14 protein-coding genes are annotated in these 20,442 nt (G+C 40.2%); all 14 read right to left on the bottom strand.

The genetic code is table 11. The features are described from left to right. Positions 1-21: 21 nt before the first annotated feature. The gene (locus tag ACY8D0_RS05990) at positions 22-870 is read right to left on the bottom strand and encodes a carbohydrate ABC transporter permease (protein WP_462409959.1); all 849 of its coding nucleotides are present in this window, start codon (positions 868-870) and stop codon (positions 22-24) included. A gap of 41 nt (positions 871-911) precedes the next feature. Continuing rightward, positions 912-1,778 (bottom strand): carbohydrate ABC transporter permease, encoded by an 867-nt coding sequence (locus ACY8D0_RS05985; protein WP_462409563.1) that lies wholly within the window; start codon positions 1,776-1,778, stop codon positions 912-914. An 80-nt stretch (positions 1,779-1,858) separates the two neighbouring features. Then, positions 1,859-3,178, bottom strand: coding sequence for an ABC transporter substrate-binding protein (locus ACY8D0_RS05980; protein ID WP_462409562.1), 1,320 nt, complete (start codon positions 3,176-3,178; stop codon positions 1,859-1,861). 401 nt (positions 3,179-3,579) lie between these two features. Further along, positions 3,580-5,067 carry a response regulator transcription factor gene (locus ACY8D0_RS05975; RefSeq protein WP_462409561.1) on the bottom strand — a complete coding sequence of 496 codons (1,488 nt, stop codon included), beginning with the start codon at positions 5,065-5,067 and terminating at the stop codon, positions 3,580-3,582. A 3-nt stretch (positions 5,068-5,070) separates the two neighbouring features. Beyond that, entirely contained in the window at positions 5,071-6,759 is a 1,689-nt protein-coding gene (locus tag ACY8D0_RS05970; protein WP_462409560.1) for a cache domain-containing sensor histidine kinase, read from the bottom strand. A 136-nt stretch (positions 6,760-6,895) separates the two neighbouring features. Then, entirely contained in the window at positions 6,896-8,200 is a 1,305-nt protein-coding gene (locus ACY8D0_RS05965; protein WP_462409559.1) for an MFS transporter, read from the bottom strand. A gap of 207 nt (positions 8,201-8,407) precedes the next feature. Further along, on the bottom strand, positions 8,408-10,051 hold the full coding sequence (locus ACY8D0_RS05960; RefSeq protein WP_462409558.1) for a response regulator transcription factor: 1,644 nt from the start codon (positions 10,049-10,051) through the stop codon (positions 8,408-8,410). Between the two features lie 2 nt (positions 10,052-10,053). Then, positions 10,054-11,880, bottom strand: coding sequence for a cache domain-containing sensor histidine kinase (locus tag ACY8D0_RS05955; RefSeq protein ID WP_462409557.1), 1,827 nt, complete (start codon positions 11,878-11,880; stop codon positions 10,054-10,056). Next, a complete protein-coding gene (locus ACY8D0_RS05950) occupies positions 11,870-12,880 on the bottom strand; it encodes an autoinducer 2 ABC transporter substrate-binding protein (protein ID WP_462409556.1) in 1,011 nt (336 codons plus the stop codon). Before ACY8D0_RS05950 ends, ACY8D0_RS05955 begins: the two co-directional genes overlap by 11 nt. Positions 12,881-13,071: 191 nt before the next feature. Further along, positions 13,072-13,755 carry a hypothetical protein gene (locus ACY8D0_RS05945; protein WP_462409555.1) on the bottom strand — a complete coding sequence of 228 codons (684 nt, stop codon included), beginning with the start codon at positions 13,753-13,755 and terminating at the stop codon, positions 13,072-13,074. Positions 13,756-14,206: 451 nt separating this feature from the next. Beyond that, entirely contained in the window at positions 14,207-15,088 is an 882-nt protein-coding gene (locus ACY8D0_RS05940) for a glycoside hydrolase family 43 protein (protein WP_462409554.1), read from the bottom strand. Positions 15,089-15,119: 31 nt separating this feature from the next. Continuing rightward, positions 15,120-17,963 (bottom strand): glycoside hydrolase family 78 protein, encoded by a 2,844-nt coding sequence (locus ACY8D0_RS05935; protein WP_462409553.1) that lies wholly within the window; start codon positions 17,961-17,963, stop codon positions 15,120-15,122. A gap of 79 nt (positions 17,964-18,042) precedes the next feature. Then, the gene (locus tag ACY8D0_RS05930; protein ID WP_462409552.1) at positions 18,043-19,767 is read right to left on the bottom strand and encodes a glycoside hydrolase family 3 protein; all 1,725 of its coding nucleotides are present in this window, start codon (positions 19,765-19,767) and stop codon (positions 18,043-18,045) included. 4 nt (positions 19,768-19,771) lie between these two features. Beyond that, positions 19,772-20,434, bottom strand: a complete 663-nt coding sequence (gene pgmB, locus ACY8D0_RS05925) for a beta-phosphoglucomutase (RefSeq protein WP_462409551.1) — start codon at positions 20,432-20,434, stop codon at positions 19,772-19,774. Between the last annotated feature and the right edge of the window lie 8 nt (positions 20,435-20,442).

Genomic DNA, 20,442 nt, shown 5'->3' with positions numbered 1-20,442 from the left:
ATCTTTTTCAAAGACTTCCTATTACTTAATTGAGCCGGCAGTCATGCCAGCTACAATTTTTTTATTGAAGAAAATAAATAAAATAAGCGGCGGAAGTGAGATTAATAGAATATTTGTGAACAGCAGGTTCCATTGCGTGTTGTACATGCTGGAGAAATTATAAAGGGTAAGCTGCAATGTGGCATTTTCCGCGCCTGGGTAGAAATATAACGGGTTGACAAAGTCATTGTAAATTCCTACTGCTGTCAAAACGATAACCGTTGCGGAAACAGGTTTTAACAATGGTAAGATTATTGAGAAAAATAAGCGAAAACGGCCGCAGCCATCCATCAACGCGGCTTCATCAATCTCACGTGGAATGGTTGCCATAAAGCCTCTATAAAGCAGCACAGTAAACGGCAGGCTCAGCGCCACCTCCACCAAAACAATTCCTGGCATTGTTTTAAACAAACCGATTCCGTCTAACACCCAGATGGTGGGAACGATGGCTGGCGGTATAATAAGACCGGCAAGAATCAAAAAGTTAATAAACGGTGTGGCTTTGTTTACCTTACGCTGCAAAACATATCCGGCCATTGCACCAAGAATAATTAACAGGATGATAGAAAAGCCTGTAATGGCGATGCTATTAAAGAAAGCGCGGATAATCATGCCATCCTGTGCTTCGATTACGGCCCTCATATTCTCCATCAGGTGGAAGGAACTCGGCCACGCCATATTTAACAAAGAAGACTCCTGGACATTTTTCACTGCGTTAATCATAACAAAATAAAAAGGAACTCCGAAGATGACCAAGGTCAATAAAACTGCTATGCATTCCACTACCAGCCTTAGGATTCTTTTTCCCGTGGGTCCCTTAGTTTTTTCCATCACAATGGAAGGATCGGAAGGTTGAATCACCGTCTTGCTCATTACAAATCCACCTCTTTTCTGGTTAGAAAGGCATAAAGCGGGAATGCCAGCGCTGAAACAAGCAGGAATAAAATGACGTTCCCTGCTGTGGAAAGCCCGTAAAAACCAGCTTGGTACTGCTTGTAAATAATCGAAGCGATTAGGTCGGTGGTAAAGCCCGGACCGCCTTTTGTCATTGCCCAAACCAAGTCAAACGATCGCAATCCTCCGATAAAGGAAAGGATGATTACTGAGTTCATTGCAGGACGACTGAGCGGTAAGGTGATTTTCCAAAATTTATGGAGCGAGTTTCCGCCGTCCATCATAAGTGCTTCGTAATAATCGTTCGGAATCGCCATGATTCCTGCGATAAAAATAACAGTGGCAATTCCGACCCCTTTCCATACATCTACTAAGGCAACAGAAAGAAGGGCAATCTTTGTATCACCCAGCCAATCCAGACCAACAATGCCCATTGTATTTAATACCATGTTAATTAGTCCTCTTGATGGATGCATCATCATCATAAAGGCCATTCCCACCGCAATCGTACTAAGGAGCGACGGAAAAAAAATCATCGAACGGATAAAGCCGATTGTTTTCAGTTTTGTGCTTAAAAATACACCAAGCAGCAAACCAATCACGACCTTCAAAGAACAAGTAACAACGGCATAGATAATCGTATTTTTAAACCCGATGGTTAAGGACTCTTCGGTCAAAAACATTTTAAAGTTTTCGAGTCCAATAAATCTCCAGTCTGTGAGCGACCACCATGTCATACTAAAGAAAAACGACATAATGGTGGGGAGTAAAAAAAATACAAAATAAATAATGCCGGCTGGAACAAGAAACATATAAGTGTAGGTCCTATTGGCAATCTTCCCCATTCCGCAAGCTCCTTTCTTTTTTAGTGAAAAAGCCCTGTCGTATTTAGGACAGGGCCTTAGTTTCATGGTTACTCAGCGGATTACCAACCCTTTAAACCAAGCTGCTTTGCTTGCTTTTCTACATCTTTATCGTAGGACTCTGCACCTTCTTTTGCAGTTGTCAAACCACTGCCAACTGAAACGGTAATTTGCTCCAGGTTTGGTCCTTTTACTGGACTTAAGAATTCAAGAGCTGGGGCTGTTTTGCCATCTTCAAAGTATGGAAGCATGTCTTTTACGGCAGTATATGAATCTTCTGGAAGCTCTACGCCCTTTACGGCTGATGGACCAAATGGCTTCACTTTGGACATTAAAATCTGTTGGGCCTCAGGAGAAATGAAGAACTCTACCCATTTCTTTGCTTCTTCTACATGTTTGCTTGCTTTATTAATATAGACTCCACCCGGTGACCAAACTGTAATTCCATTTTTATCAGAGCTTTCACCCGGCTGCGGGAAAAATCCTATATCGTTAATTTTATCTGGATACAATGTTTCAATGTTTGGCAACGCAAAAGTAATCATCGGATACTGGACACCCGTGCCTTCTGCCAGCATCTTCAAGCCGTCTTCATAGCTTGTTGCATTGAATTCTTTATTCATATAACCTTTTTTGTAGATTTCCTCCAATTTTTCAAATCCTCTGAATGCTGCGGGTGTTGTCGCAATTTTTGCCTTGTTTGCGGTGAAGTCTTCCGCAAAAGCAGGCTCTTCTGCCGTCACGTTATAGAAGTCTGCCAAAAAGACAACCTGAGATGTCCAAGTAGTTTTATAGGAACTGATAACAGCTGTTTTACCGGCTGCCTTAATTTTTTCACTGTTTTCCTTCAACTCATCCCATGTTTTTGGAACCGAAAGACCCAACTCTTGGTATACCTTTTTATTGTAAAGCCAACCGCCTGCACTGAAATTTCCTAATGGAACCCCAAATACCTTTTTATTTACCGTTACCGAATCTTTAAAAGAATCCTCTAGCTTATCCATATACGGCTCGTTAGTTAGGTCCACAAAGTTTTTCTCTGGGTTCAGTGCTTGCATGAGTGAACCAGAGTTATAAGCAACCAGGTCTGACATATCACCAGTAGCGAGACGTGTTTTTACTAGATTATCCCCTTCTGTACCGCCGGGACGGGTTTCGATTTCAGTCTTAATGTCGTATTTCTTTTCAAACTCTGCTGCAATCTCCTTAAGTGCCTCCAGTGTGGAAGGATTTTCATTATCAGTTAATAATGTAAGCGTTTTGGTTCCTTTGGAATCCTCTCCACTTGAAGCATCTTTGCTTCCGGTGCAGCCTGCCAAAATAACTGCAAATAACAAGGAAGAGCATACAACTGTTAAAAATTTGTTTTTAATCTTTAACACTCTAATTGACCCCCTTTGTAAAATTTATTGGTGTGCCACTCATGATCTTTCTTTTATTGTAAGTGCTTACATTATATTTTTTAATAGGTTGATTTTTTGTGTTTTATCCTTTTTTTTCTGAATAAAGGCAGTGTTCACAAGTCAGATTTTTTAAATACGCTGTGTTAAATAGGCTGTTGATTTCCTCTCCATTCGCTCAGCGAACCCGCGGGCGTGCCGGGGATTCGAGCTTATCCGATCCAATCAACAGAGTGAACAAAGTCAACATTATCATTCATAAATGCCCTTCAGAATAAATGCAGTTCACAAGGTTGCTCTTTAGTTAGAAGAAACAGAAAAAGCCGGCTCATCATAATATGAGCCAGGCCCTAAATCTTTTTCCAGTTAATGTTAATCAACCTTTAAAAGGAATCACGAAATTGTCCGGGTTTTACTCCGACATGCTTTTTAAATAATTCGGAGAAGTGTTTGTAACTATGGTAGCCGACCAATTCACTTACTTCCCCCACCTTTTGTCCACTTCGCAGGAGTTCCTTTGCTTTTTCCATTCGCATTTGGGTCAAATATTTGATATATGATTGATTCATTTCTTCTTTAAATAATAGACTAAAGTAGGTTGGATTCATTTCCACATATTCTGATACTTCTTGCAGAGACAGGTCACGAAAGTAGTTGTTTTTTATATAGTCACAGGCTTTTTCAACTGCTTTATGTTTCGTTTCCTTCCGTACCGTTATCAACCAATCAATCATTTTTTCCATTTGTGTGCAGAACCAGCTGTTCATTTTTTCTCTCGTGTTCAAGGACCGTATCTCTACATGTGGTAAAAAGCCTGTATCGTATAATTGGGTGACGTCACCTCCACCTTCTTTTGTTACTTCCATCCCCAAATAAATGATCTTTAAAATTTCACGTTCCATCACATCTGGATTTAGCCGCTGCCCTTCTAAATGTCCTATAAAGCCGTTTACCTGATCTAAAAGCCCTTTTTTATCTCCGGTACGCATGCAAAAAATGATTTTTGCTTCCTGTTCCGATAAATGAACTGGAATTTTTGGATTGTCTCCAATGTCCTCAAAACGAATCCAGCCTTTCTCTTCCATAAACTGCGCATATCTAAATGCTTGTAACGCCTCATTGTAGCTTTTTTTCGCCTCTTTTAAATGGCTGTACATTTTACCGGATCCAACTGTCATTCCAAGCGGCTCCGGACAAGTTAACAATTGCGTCCACAAATCTTCCATTTCAGGCTGCAGATGAAAAACCACATGCAAATGTTCCGTCCCGTTTGAAACTTGAACTGACTTGTAGGTTGAATGATTATCCAAAGCAAAGTTCTTACTTGATACAGTTAGGACAGTTACGCCAACAATAGGCCCAGCATCATCCCCATAGATTTCCTTCCACTTGGGAATGGCCTCTTCACCCAGCAATAGCAAATCTAATGTGACTTTTTCCAGCAGCTCTCCCCTTGTGTCTTCCCATCTTGACTGTAAAGAAGAAATACTTTTTTGATGGCTAATTTTCTCCGTGATTTTTTTTATGGCTTCTTCAATCATTTTAATGGTGATCGGTTTTTCTAAATAATCGGCGACGCCCAATTTTAACGCTTTTTTTACATAGTCATATTCATTAAACCCACTGAAAACAATGCAAATCGTTTCAGGTGCCATTTCGAGGATTCTTTCAATTACCTGTAAACCATCCATACCTGGCATGCGGATATCGGTAAAAATAATGTCAGGACGGCATTCTTCAAATAACATTAACGCTTCCTTTCCGTTTGTTGCTGTTCCAACTAATTCGATTCCATACTGGTTCCAATCAATCATCATTTGCAAGCCTTGAAGTACAATGTATTCATCGTCGAATATTAACGCTTTTAACAACTGTTACTCCTCCCTTGCATGGGGCCGGAAGTGGATTTCGATGGACGTTCCCTCATTTACCCTACTCCTGACCGTAAACGTGCTTTCCGGACCATTACATAACAGTATCCTCTCTTGAACATTTCTCAGACCGAAACCTTGCTCGGTTACTTTTAGATCTTCAATCCCAACTCCAGTGTCGCTTACTGTAAAGGTAATCCAACCATCTTCTATTTTTCCGGTCAGCTTAATTAAACCTTTTCCTATTTTTGGTTCTAAACCGTGATAAATGGCATTCTCGACAAGTGGTTGCAGAAGGAGCTTTAAGATTTTCTTCTCCATTAATTCTGGTGTTACACTTTCCTCATAATGAAAGCGATTTCGATAACGGTGATTCTGAATCGTCATATAATGGCGGATATGTTCTAATTCCTTTTTTACCGGAATCATATCTTCCCCTTTATTCAGACTTAATTTAAAGCTTTCCGACAGAGCAACAGCGATTTGGGCAATATCGGGATTATTTTGCAAGGTGGCCATCCAATAAATCGAGTCCAAGGTGTTATATAAAAAATGGGGTTTAATTTGTGCTTGGAGTGTCCTTAGCTCCGCTTCTTTTTCCTTTAATTGTGCACGAACAAGCTTTTCACTTAATTCTTTATTTTCATCAGTGACCTTTTGGGAAATTTTCATGAGGTTATTTATGGGTCTGGCTACTGTACCAGACAAGAAGAAGGATAGAAAAAGGGCGATTACACCAAGAAACAATGAAATAAGTAGTGTTGCGATCCTAATTTGATTTGACTGTTGAAACAGTTCTTTTTCCTTTATTAATTGGAAAAAGGTCCATCCCGTTGTTTCATTTTGATAGCTGCTAAAAAGGTAGCCTTTCTTCTGAAGATTAATACTGGGGGTGTTTGAATCAATAGAATGAACAAACTTTACATTTGATGAAGTTGGGTAATGGAAAATAACATTTGTTTCTTCACTGGTTGGATCAAGTACAATCCATTCTCTCTTGCCATCCTCATGAAAGACTCTGGCGAACATTGATTTATTCATGTTCACCACCAATAAGCCAATTATTTCAGGGGCAAATAACTTTTGTGGATCTTTTAAGAGTTTGACAGATGAAAAAGTATTCTTCGATTGTTCTTTATTAAGTACATTATGACCAAAAAACACCGGGCTTCCCTGTGATTCAACAGCTTTCTCATACCAAGCAGAAGCAGAGATATCTTGATAAATACCACCATTGTCATACACACCAATGCTGGATGAATTCCCATAACAAACAGATCTGAAGTTCACATCAAAGAGGCAAACAGAATCAATATATTGAGTGTCTATAAGATATCTTGAAATTAAAGTTTGGATCCTTACAGATGTATCTTGATTAATGATATTTTCTCCTGCCCCGGCATTCTTTGCGCTATCAATTAGTTCCCGTCGGACATCTTGGTTCCAAGAAATCAACCGTTCCATGTTAATAATATTCCGGAATAAGAGGTCTGCAACTTCACTTGATGTTTTTAAATGGTTCTTTGTTGTTTGCAATTGATTTTCAACTAAGGTATTTTTGGCAATATTAAATGAAATAAAGCCCAGTAAAAGAAGCGGCAAAATAGATATACCTAATATTAAAAGGAAATATTTCACTCTCACATGATCCTGTTGAAGCAGGTTTTTGAGCTTTATCAGACTCCCTTTCATCAACCGACCAACCCTTTTTGTTGTTATATCTTCTATTATACCAAATATTCAGGAATATATTACTCTCTTTTTCTTTTGTAAAAAAATAAAGCCCGGAGTCGTTTTCCACGCCCCGGGCTTGAAGTTATTATTCTTCTTAAACAGCTTTATTTTTTAGGTCTTTTGTTTTGCCAAACCGTTCTTCTTCAATTTGTTTTAATGTTTTACCATTGGTATTTGGTGCAAGCAGTATACCGACGACACAATGGATGGCCAAGAATACGAGCATGACAATCCCGGCAACTTTGAAGCTTAATTTATCCATGATTGTTGGTAAGATGAAGGACCAAATGGCAATCCCAAATCGAACTAAGAAATACATAATTCCTTGTGCACCGGCACGATACTTCGTTGGGAAAAGTTCGCTTGCCCATAGGCCATAGAATGCTTGGGCGCCAAATCCTGCCGCACAGCCCCAAAGGATAACGAAGGCAAATAGCGAGAACCAGTTCATACCTGTAAAGGTTAGGATAAGCCATGCGGCGATTCCCATTACAGCACCTAATCCAAACAAGAATTTCCTGCTGTACTTATCGCCTAATTTCATGAAGACAAAATAGGTAGTTGCAACGGTTAAGCTCCAAAGCAATACTTGAAGCAAGTTGGCTTGAGTGCCTGTTAAGCCGCCGACATTTTGATAAATATATGGCATAAAATATCCCATGGCACCTGCAGTTAAGTTCCAGAACAAGTAAATTCCGATTAATAGAAATAATGCTTCACGGTTGGGTTTAAGGCTGAACAATTGCTTCAGCACACCTTTATTCTCTGTTTCTTTACCAAGTTTTGCTTCTTTTTCTTTTCCTTCTTTCCAAATGGCCGATTCAGATAAGCCTTGACGGATGTACCAAGTAATGAAGGCAATAATCAATAGATGGATAAAGATAAGACGGCTTCCCAGTAAACCAAGTGGCGCTAGCAGAACGGCAAGCAAGAATGTAAGAGCCGGACCAGTTGACCATGCTAACTGTGCGGTTCCAACGTGGGCTGCCCGCTTATCAGCAGGTGCCTCTTCTGCAATGTATGTCCAAGATGCAGGTACCCCGGCACCCACGGCCACTCCAGTGATGATGGTACCGATCAACAACATTGGGAAGTTCACCGAAACCGCTATCAATAATACTCCAAGCATATAAAGCAGTAAATCATAGGTATAAATGAATTTACGGCCATATTTGTCACACAAGTATCCGCCAAACAAAGCACCGACTGCTGCACCAAAAGCATTGGCACTCAGGGCACTTAATAGTCCAACTGCTATACTATCCAACTTCAAGTACTCTTGCCACATTGTTAAACTGCTGGCTGCTGCGATGATAGAACCTGCTTCAATATAGTTTGCCATTGCAACAGAGATGGTAGCTTTCCAGCCCGTTGTCTTTTTTGCACCAATTTTAGCCATGATATAACCTCCTATTTATTTTGCTGAATCCCGAAAACGGTTTCATTAGACTTGAATAAAATTCGAATTTATTCTCCTTATGGTTTAACTATATCGCGATAAACCGCTTACTTACAGGTGACAGAATTCAGACAGGGGTGAAAAAATTCAGAACATTGTAAGCGGGTGCATAAAAAAGAGACATGGGTCACCACGTCTCTTAAAACTCTATTCAGAGGAGGCTGGGGGGTGGTCTCTATACTGCGATGGGGTTATTCCCAACCACTGCTTGAACAACCGACTAAAATATTTGGTATCCTGATAACCGACAGATAGAGCAATATCAGCGATTTTTAAATCCGTATTCCCCAATAACTCTTTCGCTTTTTCCAGCCTTACGGTTGTGACATAATCCAAAATGGTCTCGCCTGTTTGCGCTTTAAAGTAATCACAAAAATAATTGGGATTCATGTATACCTGCTGGGCAATCTTTTTAATCGTTATATTTTCATGAAGGTTGCTCTTGATCCATTGTTTAGCTACCTGAACAGGGTTTTGCTGTCCTGTTTGTAATGTAGATATTTTCGAAAGCACCTTTAAAACCCATTGTTTCAGATTATCTTTTAACTGAACAAAACTCCCCGCATGCTTCGTTATGTTCAATCCTTCCGCCAATAAATCTGGGTCTTCATGATAGCCGTTATTTTCCATCCAACTGTTTACAATTCGAATCAATAAATAATGGATTGCTTCATTCATTTTGACCGGTGAAGTGATGGATTCCAGTTCATGGAAGAAACTCTGTAAGGAACGGATAAGTTCTTCCTTCTTGCCCCCTTCCAGCGCATTTACAATTTGCTCCGTAAACTTCAGGATGGAAGAAGTCATTCCTTGAGACTTCTCATCATTGGTGTTATTGATCATGCTAGATTCAAATATCTGATTGCTTCCGTGTATCATTCGGAACTGCATTAACGTTTGTAATTGATTTTTCATATGGCCCAGAATGGAGAGGTCGGTAAACTCATTCCCGATTGCTGCAGATATCGTAAAAGGAGTGTACTTTTGAACATTAACCCTCAATTCCCTAGCAAATTGATTCGCTTCTCTTGGAAACGCTGTATTTTCAGATACCGAAGGAACATTGAATAACACCCAGTAATCCAATTTCCCGCCACGCCACCACCATTTGTTGATAACCTTTTTGATTAGCAATGAACCAAGGAGTTCTTCAAGTATATTTTCTAATGCATACCTCCAAGTGTTCCATTCAATTGAGGTGAAATCTTTTGTCTTGGAATAAATATGGTCTATACTAACGTGGATTAATTGATAAGTACCAGCAGGAAATTCCCTCGTCCAGTCCAGGTAAGAGATATCTCTCTCCTCATTCCAAATCATTTCACTCAATAGTTGAACTTGTTTGGTATAGTCTAATTTTGCAGCTTTTTCCTCCATCCTCTGCCACTCAAGCTTTATTCTATTTTCTGATACGATTCTTTCTTTTACATCATTTAATTGTAATTGAAATTGATCTTTATCAATTGGCTTTAAAATATAATTAACCGCTCCATCCTTAATGGCTGTCTGGAGGTATTCAAAATCATCATAGCCGCTAATAAAAATGGTAAGAAAAGAATGGTGTTTTTTTAATTCTTTATTAAGGGATAATCCATCCATTTCAGGCATTCTGATATCAGACAGCAAAAGGTCGAATTCAAGTGAATCATTGGTTATGGTTTCGAATGCTTCCAAACCATCCGAGAAGGAACCAACCATTTCCCATTCTTCACCAAACGATCGAACCATTCGTTCAATTCCTCTGCGAATCCGTGGCTCATCATCGACAATAATGGTTTTTATTTTATACATCCCTATACCATCTCCTCTCTGGCCAGAAACTGGGGCAACTCATTTTTCGATATGACTGGAATTTGTATCGTGACCTCTGTACCTGAATCTAGTTGACTAGTTACCTTCAGTTCATACCGTTTTCCAAACATCATTGCCACACGTGCATGAACATTGGTCATGCCAAATCCAGACTCTCTTTTTTCCATCGGGTCTGATTGAAGTTTAAGATTGATATCAGCCAATTTGTCAGGACTAATGCCTGGACCATTATCACGCATGACAAAGAGAATGTCCTTGCTCCCATTCTCTTTGACCATTTCCTTAACCACCACTTCAATATTTAACCCTTTCCGCTTTTCCATTCCATACTTTATAGAATTTTCAATAATTGGCTGTAAAATAAACTTAGGTGAATAATATTCTTCAATGTCGGTTTCTACCTTTATATCAAATGTAAGCCGATCTTCAAATCGATATTTCTGTAATTTTAAGAAATCATGTACATGCTCCACTTCCTTAGCTATAGGGACAAGCCGGTCCTTGTTGCTAAGCGAATACCGAAGCATTCTGCCCAGAATCGTCACCATTTCCACAACGGTGTCCGATTCTCCATCCTCTACTGCCATACTGATGGTCTGCAAGGTATTGTACATAAAATGTGGATTGATTTGAGACTGGAGCGCATAGAGTTCAGCCTCCTTTTGTTTAATCTCAATCGAGTAGTTTTTCTTTATCAATTCCCTTAGTTTGGTAATCATGGAATCAAAACTTTGCGCCAAAACACCGACTTCATCTCTTCCCTGCACCGGAATCTCCACATCCAGATTGCCCTGCTCCACCTCTTGCATGACGTTACCAAGTTTTTTGATTGGCTTTGTGACCGTCCATGCTAGAAGAATGGAGATGATCGTGGTAAGCAAAACTAGTCCAATAAAGGCAAAAACGGTTACATTTTTTACGATATCGGTGCTTTTCGTTAAAAATTTCAGCGGGATGCTATGTACCAAAATCCAGTTATGGGAAGAGGATTGGTTAATGCTGATGAGTTTGTGCTCCTGTCCGGAGAGTGTTTGAAAAATTCCATTTCGAATCGGATAGTTTTTTAATTCTGGAAAAAACGTACCGATTTTTTTTTGGTTGGTATGGTAAATAATCTGTCCACTCTCATCCATGACCCACAATGTAGCATTCTTTTCCTCTTCTAAATCAGATAAGACTTTTTCAATAAAGGAAAGCTTAACAGCCAAAAAGATGGTGCCGAGGGACTTTCTGTTATCAAAATCGGTTATTTGTTTCATTATAAGTAAGTAGGCTGGATTACCGTCAAATTTTAATGCTGCCTGGTATGGAAGCAGGATTTGTGTTTTGTCCCCAAGGGCATGTTCCTCTCCATAGGGGAGGGACATATTTTCAAGGTCAAAGCCATAGTAAGGAGTACGCGTGCTTATAAAAGCACGATTATTAGACAGCAAGAATGCCCCCAAAATTTCCGGGTTATTGTCAAGATACGTTTTTGTTAAAAAACTTTCGACGGTAAATTTATCTTGCTGGTATTGCGATTGGTTTTTAATGGAACCGTCTCTTAATACACTCATCACTTCAGTCGAACTATAGATGAGTTCCGGATAATTCTCAAATTCACTTAAATTATTTTCAAGATTATGATTGGCTTGTTTTAATAGTTTCGGAATGTACTCCCCAACTTGTTCTTCAATGGACTTTGTGTATTCGTAATAAGCAAGGGAACTTAGCAGGCCCATGGGAATGACAGTTAATAGAATGTAGGTGATAATTAATTTGGTTGATAGACGGGTGTTGTTTCTTTTGCTGAAGACCTTAGAAATCATACTGGTCAATATTCTCCCTTGTGAAATCAATTGGCAGCCCCATAATGACAGAATCACCCTCCACCTTGATATTTCCGATGCTTTTAATATGCTGTCCATCCTTTGGTTTATTTCCGTCCAAAAGTTGTTTGGCCACACTCACCGATAAATAGCCAAGTTTCTTGGGACTCCATAGGGTGACAATTTGGGCGGAACCATCCTTTAAAAAGGATCTCATTAAATTAGGAGTGGATAATCCTGTGACAACCACTTTTCCGGTTTTGCCTGCATCCTTGACGGCTTGAGCAGCTGCCGGCGGCCCAACTGATGAACTTCCTATAATCCCCTTAATCGTAGGATAATTTGTAAGAAGCCTCTGTGCCTCCAAATAGGACTTTTGGGGATTATCCTCTGTTTCTGCCACTTCGATTAAATTCATATCAGGGTAAACTTGCTTCTGTTGTTCCTTTATCCATTTCACCCACTCTGCTAATGTAGCAGCATCTTGTGAGCCTGTCATAATGGCAAAGTCCCCTTTTTCTCCCATCATTGATGCTAGATTATCCATTAAATGCCGTCCCAACTTCTCAGGGTCGACCATGTTAATAAATAATTCTCTATATTCAGGATCTGTATCCGAATCCCAGGTAATAACTTTAATGCCCTTTTGCTTTGCCTTTAGTAAAACAGTTCCCAACTTTATGGGATCATTTGCTGAAACGGCAATAAGATCGACATCTTTTTGGATTAAATCTTCTATTATGTTTATTTGCTGCTGCGAATCAGCAATGGGAGGGCCGGTAAAAATAACGTTTACATTTAAGTTTTTCCCAGCTTCAAGAGCGCCTTCTTCCACTGCATTAAAATACGGAATGCCACTCACCTTCGGCACAATTGCTATTGTAAAATCATTACTTTTACTGATTTGGCCAATTTGGTCTTTCTTATTTTCTCCATTATATATAATTTGATATTTTCCCGTATGGTTCCATTGCGAGCAACCGCTTACAAATAATATCAATAAAAAGCATACGAAAAGCTTCCCAATTAGCTTTATGTTAAACACCTCACATATAAAAGAATTGCAAAAGAAAAAGAGACCTTTGTGTAATGGTCTCTTGTATTATATCATATGGTTGCAATGAATATTATTGTAAAAAACTGCATACTCGGTTTAAGATGTTAGGTAAATAAATCTCCCTTCTTAAAAAGTTAATTAGTAACAATAACTACTCTACTGTCCCTGGCAATCGTACATTGCGACTCGGCAATTTCTCTATTTGTTCCAAATATAGTTGGATACATGATATTACTATCTGATGCACTATGATCAGGGTCTGTATACGTTACTTCCCCTGTGTCAGGGTCTCTTTCCTCATAGGGGCCCGTCGGGTCATTCATATTCAAAACCAAATTCCCATCAGCATCGGTTTCAAGTCGTGAAAGTAAAATATGACCAACTTCGTGGGCAAATATATCCGTTTGAAAACCATCATTCGAAATTACGACTTGTCCAAAAACGGAATAATCGTTTTGATTAAACTCAAACCGTACACCACCGCCTCCTATGTCTCCACCTATAAATTTGCCGCCGCTTAAATAAACAATATATACGGCAATCGCACCTCCTAATGCTCTTCTTGCACTGTCAACGATAGGATCTACCTCTCTTAGTGCCTGATCCCAAGTCCTTGTCCTAGAGTTAATTCTGGTATTGGTAAGAGTGGGAAATGTTCCTGCTGCTACAAAATTAATACAGCTTTCCCCATTAATTCTCCAGATCTCATTCGCCCGCCTTACATCATCTCTTAATCTAGCACGGCGCTGTGCAGCGGTCCCACTAGACGAAGAGCCATTTGTAAAAATACCATATACATTCACTGTATAGGTTGGCATCTCACAACAAACTCCTTCCTATTATTTTCTTCAACATATAAATTACTAGTCTATTGGAGTTGCTAGACTGCCATTAATTTACATGTTTTTCCATAATAACTTATGTTGAATAGGACAAGTTTGTATAGAACATTAAACTATTTTTTTAATATTTTATTTTTATATGGTCTTTTGAAGGAACCGCAAGCAAAAAAGATCAATAAAAAGCAAACAAGTACTCACTCATTTGCCATTAGGTAAACCACTTATTAGCATAAAATTCGGACGAAAAGACTTTTCATTCAGGAAAGAACGTATAAAAAAGAGTCCTTTTTGAAAAACAAGGACTCAGGTCAGACAAACTATAAAATTGGTATACTAACTATCCTAACCTTCCCAACACTGCAACCGGATATTATTTTTGTAAAAAAATGCGTATAAAGCAGGGACTAAACACTCTATACATATAAGTTTATACTAATACCAAAAGACCATTTAATTCTTTCACTTTTCTAAAGTTTGGTCTTTCCATGTATAAATCATTAGGAAAATGCAAAGTGTACATCCACTCTTTTTCCTTATTTTGAAACAGCATTCCATGTCCCCCATTTTCTCCAAATAGAGGTGTTTCCAAGTGGCGCCACTTTCCGTCAATTTCTCCACTATCAGAACAAGCTATTCCAACCGCATATCCTTTTTCTCCCCAACTAGACCATAACATTAACAATTTTCCGGAAGAAGTTCGATACAAACATGGTCCATCTACGAAGTAAACATCTCCATCCATACCAAATTCTTTCTTGGCGAATGGAATTGGGAATGACCACGGTGCCTTTGATGCCTCAAATAATAATTTTGGTTCCCCTACCGGTTTTCTTAAGTCTTTCGAAAGTTCAATAACGTTCATCTCGCCACTTGGATGATCCTCAAATGAGTGGCCAAATATCATATAAGGTGTATCGTTTGCATCAAAATAAAGGGTCCCATCTAAACAATTCCATTCATTTGGGGTCACTGGACCATCACTATGCGGCTTAAAGGGTCCAACTGGATTATCAGCTATGAGAATTTGCGTACCCATATTTCTATTCGCAGACCGAAAAGTAGCAGCCAGGTAAAATGAGCCATGATAAAAATAACATTCCGGAGCCCAATAACATCTGTCTGCCCAAAAGTCTCCATGATTATGGAAAATCTCATATGGACCATCCCAACTTTCCAAGTCCTCACTAATATAACAATCAAACCCATCTGCCAATCCCCAAGTAGTGGCACTTCGAGTCCCATATAGGTAGTATTTTTCATCATGACGCAAGATGTATGGGTCGCGAATATTTATTTCTTTCGTTTTCATCCATCAGCTCTCCCGACATAAGGTCTATTTTCTAACAGTTACTAACCAGTTTGATTTTGGTAAGTTTTAAATCCAGCTCATCCATGACCTCTGCGGGGATCGGCATAAACGGCATATGCGATAATTCTCTCAAGGATTGGTGTCCTAAGTTCCGGAGCATTTCCTCTGGCAGTAATGCTTGGGGCGCTTTTTCCGTAACCACTTGTTTTGCTTCGTCATTACTTAACAGATCTTTTAACGGAATATGGGTGCTACAGTATTTAATATATTCCGCTTCAGGGGAATAGAAAAACTCCCAGATTCCACTGATTAACTCAGCTTGCACCTGTTCACCATTTTGGCTTACATGGATTCCTGCATCTTTTAACGTGTTTCCGTTCAATAACACATTTTCAAGCTTGGCATCCGGCAATACGACAGTTGCTGTTGCATTAAAGGGAATGACAAACTTAAATTTCAATTGTCCTTCCTCAGTCAGTTCCCATTGACTTTCGTAAAGACCTGCTGCAGATTCCAAGCTTGCCTTCACATACTTTAATCGATAATCGGGCTGCGGGGCTAACCGGACATGGCGGAAACCTGGCTTTTCTTCAACAGGGTTAATGCCTGCCGCATTTCGGTACATCCATTCCACAATAGAACCATATGCATAATGGTTCAAGGAGTTCATGTCTGTCCCGCTTATTTTCCCATCCGGCAATACCGAGTTCCACCGCTCCCAAATGGTGGTGGCTCCCATCGTTACGGCATATAACCAGCTTGGATAATCCTTGTTGAGCAGCAGCGTATAAGCGATATCATTATTTCCGTTTTCAGAAAGCGTTCTGCAGATATAAGGGGTACCCACAAATCCTGTCTTCAAGTGGTTCTTATCCTTTTTTAACCTTTCCCGCAAATCACTTGCCACCCTGTTTCTATGCTCCTCCGGAACAAGATCCATAAATAAGGCAACGACCAATGCTGTCTGGTTATACAATGCAAGGCGTCCTGTGGAAGTAAAGTATTCTGCTTGGATTGCCGCTCTTACTTCATTTGATAACTCTTCATACTCCCTTGCCATTTCCTCCTTGCCGAGTACCTTTGCTGCTTTAGCCACCAGCATAGAAGAATAGCCATAATAGGCTGACGAAATAAAAGCTGTTTCTGTTCCGCCCATTGGAGAATGGGGGTCATCCCCATCCAATGCCAGCCAGTCACCAAAATGAAAACCGGTCGTCCAAAGTCTTTTAGCACTTGAAGCGTCATCGGCCCTCTTGATATAATCTACCCAGCCTTTCATACTCTCGAATTGCTGTTCAAGGATGGCCTTATCGCCGTAGTGCAAATAAACATTCCATGGGATCACAGTGGCTGCTTCACCCCAGGCACTTGACCCGCCGCCTTTCGTTGTCGCAACAGGCACGACCATTGGGACCATCCCATCCTGCGCCGCTTGTTCCTGAGCCAGATCGTATCCATATTTATTAAAGAATGCATAGGTATCCATATTGAAAGCAGCCGTCCCAGAGAACACCTGCGCATCTCCCGTCCAGCCCATCCGCTCATCCCGCTGCGGGCAATCTGTAGGCACATCTAAGAAATTGCCTTTTTGACCCCAAAGCGCATTTAAGAATAACCGGTTCACCAGCGGGTTGCTAGTTTCAATACTTCCTGTTGTTTCCATATCGGAATATAAGACACATCCTGTAAAATCATTTGGATTGAGTTCACCGTTCCAGCCGGAAACCTTCACATATCGGAATCCATAATAAGTAAAGTGCGGTCTTACGAGAGCCGCTTCACCATTAGAGATATATTTGAACTCTGCTTTGGCAGTTCTAAGGTTTTCTTGATAAAAATTACCTTCCTGAAGAAGTTCCGCATACTGCAACAAAATTTCTGTGCCTTTAGGGGCATTCGTTTTAAATTGTACCCAGCCTACCATATTTTGGCCCATGTCCAGTACAGTTTCTCCAGCAGGTGTGGTCATGACTTCGACCGGTTTTAGTTCTTCCTTCACCAATACCGGCAAACTCAACCTTGCCTTTAATCTCTCATAACCTAAATCTATTTCCTTCATCTTATAAGAAGTGGCATCATTTGAGGTAGCATCGTAGATTTCCCCATCGTATAAGCCGCTGAATAAGATAGGACTCTTCCTTGCCTGCCATGATTCATCGGAATTGATGACCGAGGTTGTCCCATCCGCATACTGAATGATTAGTTCACACAATAGGGCAAATTGATCACCATAAACCTCGTACTCGCCGCCATCAAAGCCAAAGCGGCCCTTGTATAATCCATTGCCAAGACTAACCTCTATAGAGTTTTTCCCTGGTTTAAGCAATTCTATAACATCATAGGTTTGGTATTGCTGCCATTTGTCATAGGCATTAAAGTTGGGGCTCAGATATTCATCCCCGGCTTTTTCACCATTAATCTCCATTTCATATAAACCCAAACCGCATACGTAGGCTCGGGCAGATATCACTTCTTTAGATAGTTCAAATTCGCGGCTAAGCATGGGATGAATATCTTTATCCAATTCTGGCGTAATCCACTTGGCTGTCCAAGGTTCATCCAGTTTGGCCGTCTCAAACCATGCAGCTTCACTGGTCGCCTTATCCCCATTATCACCCCAAACGGACACACGCCAATAATATCGTGTATATGGTTCTAATTTAATAGGAAGTGCAAATCCTAGGCTATCAATGTCTTCACTTCTGCCGCTGTCAAATACGATTGTTGCAAACTCTTCATCAAATGCCACTTGTATTTGGGCAGCTGTTTGTTTGACAGCGGTTGTATCATAGGCAACAAAGGAAAAACGAGGCATCCCCAAGTCAAATCCCAATGGATTAGTAATATGATTTGTTTTCATATTTTTGATTTTCATTTTTCCACTATCCTTTCAAGAAAAATACCGTTTCAAAAAGGTGGCACTTCAATAAAATATGAAGTACCCCCTTCGTTTCTTATAATCTAGTATCCCATTTTCCGCAGAACGGGTCTACAGGGCTCTTCCCTTTAAACTCTGATTTACCCACGACTTTATCAACTATAGCCTCCACGACATATTCATTAGAAGAATAGGCATTGATATAGGTCTTAACCATTGGCACATCCTGCAGGTGGTATGGGTTAGCAACCGAAATAAACAAGGTTGGAATGTCGTTGACAAACCAAGGGGCATTAGCATTTAATGGCTGCTGCCAATTGATTCTAACAGTGGTTTGGTTGCTGGCTGTTTCCAGGTTAGCAACATATATGATTAGATCATATTTCTCTTTAAATTCGTTCACGCCCATAAACAACTCTCGGAAATTGACTTCATTGTCATTATAGAGTTCCACGTGGAATCCGGCCTTTTCAAGTGAATCGATGAATGGCTGAGTGACGGAACCACCCTCCTTAAGCCCTCCAGCTTGATCACCCAGTACGTAGAGGCGAACCCGTTTGTATTGTTCGGCCTTAATAGGCAGCAATTTTTGGGTATCTTTTACAAGAGTAATAGATTGGTCGGCACATTCCTTTGCCCAATCTTTATGTTCCTCACACTGAAGTACGGATAATTCCTCCTCGCTTGCAACAAGGGTACCCTGCTGTTGTTGAAAATGGAGGCCTAGAGTAGCTTTAAGTGCCAAAATTCTGGAAACCGCTTCATCTACCCTATCTATGGTCAAAATCCCTGTTTCGATTCCCTTTAACATAAATTCATAATCTTCTTTTATATTCCGATTGAATAGGAACATATCACACCCTGAAGCAATCGCTTTTGGGACAGCAATTTCTCTTTTTTCTGAAACTGTGAACCCTAACATCGGTGATGCATCGGTCACAATTAAACCATTAAAGCCTAATATTTCTCTCAACAAACCGTTCAATAATTCCGGTGCAAGTGTAGCCGGCATGATATTTTCATCGTCAATGCCTGGCAACAGCTTTCTGGAATAGGCAGGCAGTTTCATATGGCCAGCCATAATGGACTTAGCCCCGCTTTCAATCATTTCTTGGTATACCATGCCAAAGGTTTGATCCCATTCTTCAACCGATAAACTGTTTACAGATGGCAACAGGTGTTGATCCCTGTCGTCCACCCCATCACCTGGGAAGTGTTTGACGGCAGCTGCGAGTCCGCTTTCATGAATCCCTTTCATAAAAGCTTTAGACATTTGGGCAACTCTCTCAGGATCAGAGCCGAATGTTCTCACGTTTGTAATAGGGTTTCGATAATTCATATCAATATCGACAATCGGAGCAAAGGACCAATTACAACCAACTGCCCGGCCTTCACGGCCCGCCACCACCCCTAGCTTATACGCCATTTCTTCATTATCTGTTGCAGCCACCTGCATTTGCTTTCCAAAATAAGTACCATCAGTAGCAATCCCATTGCCGCCAGCTTCCAGATTGGCACTAATCAATAACGGCACTGGTGAAAGCTCCTGCAGGAATCGATGCGTCTGCTGTACTTTGGCGCCAGTATCCGGCCGATACATGATGCCGCCAGGACGGAACTCGTTGATAAAGGCTTCCAATTCCTCTTTATTGTCTGTATTGCCAATCGGGCAAAATAATTGACCCACTTTTTCTTGTAAATTCATAGACTGAAGAGTTTCTGCAACCCACTCGATTTCATTATCTTTTAGAAAAAATGGTTTCTCCTTTAAATGGGCTAAGTTAGTACCTAGTTTAATCATGATTTCAACTCCTAATCTCGTTAGCTTCCAATAATTGATTTATATTCAAGTTTGATAAGTTATCTATTTTTATATCCGCATCCATGCAATTGGCTGCAGACCCGACTCCCACTGCTTTCATTCCGGCAGCTTTTGCGGCGGCGATTCCAGCTTCCGCGTCTTCAATCACTGCACATTCATGCGGTTGAACTCCCAGCATTCCTGCTGCTAGTAAAAAGACCTCAGGATGCGGCTTACTTTTTTGAATGTTATTTCCATCCGCAATGGCATCGAAAGCAGCATTTAATCCTATCTGTTGTAAAATAAACGGTGTGTTTTTGCTGGAAGAACCGATTGCCATCTTCATATCCCGGGCTTTTATATTTAGTAATAGATCAATAACTCCCGGAAGAATATCACGTGGAGATAACTTGTTTAGCAGTTCGCGATAAATCTCATTTTTACGCTGGGCAAGAAGTTGCTTTTCATTTTCACCATACCTTTTATCAGAATGGCTTAGGATAATTTCAAGGCTTTCCATTCTGCTGACGCCACGCAGTCTTTCATTTATTTTTCTATCAAAATAAATATTTTCTTCATCACTGATTTGTTTCCATGCTTGGTAATGGTACTCATCCGTAGAAACAATAACACCATCAAGGTCAAATATAACGGCTGATATTTTCATGGTTCCCA

The sequence above is a fragment of the Neobacillus camarae genome (assembly GCF_054950115.1).
Note: the sequence above shows the minus strand (reverse complement) of the source record. Positions and strands in the feature narration are given on the sequence as shown.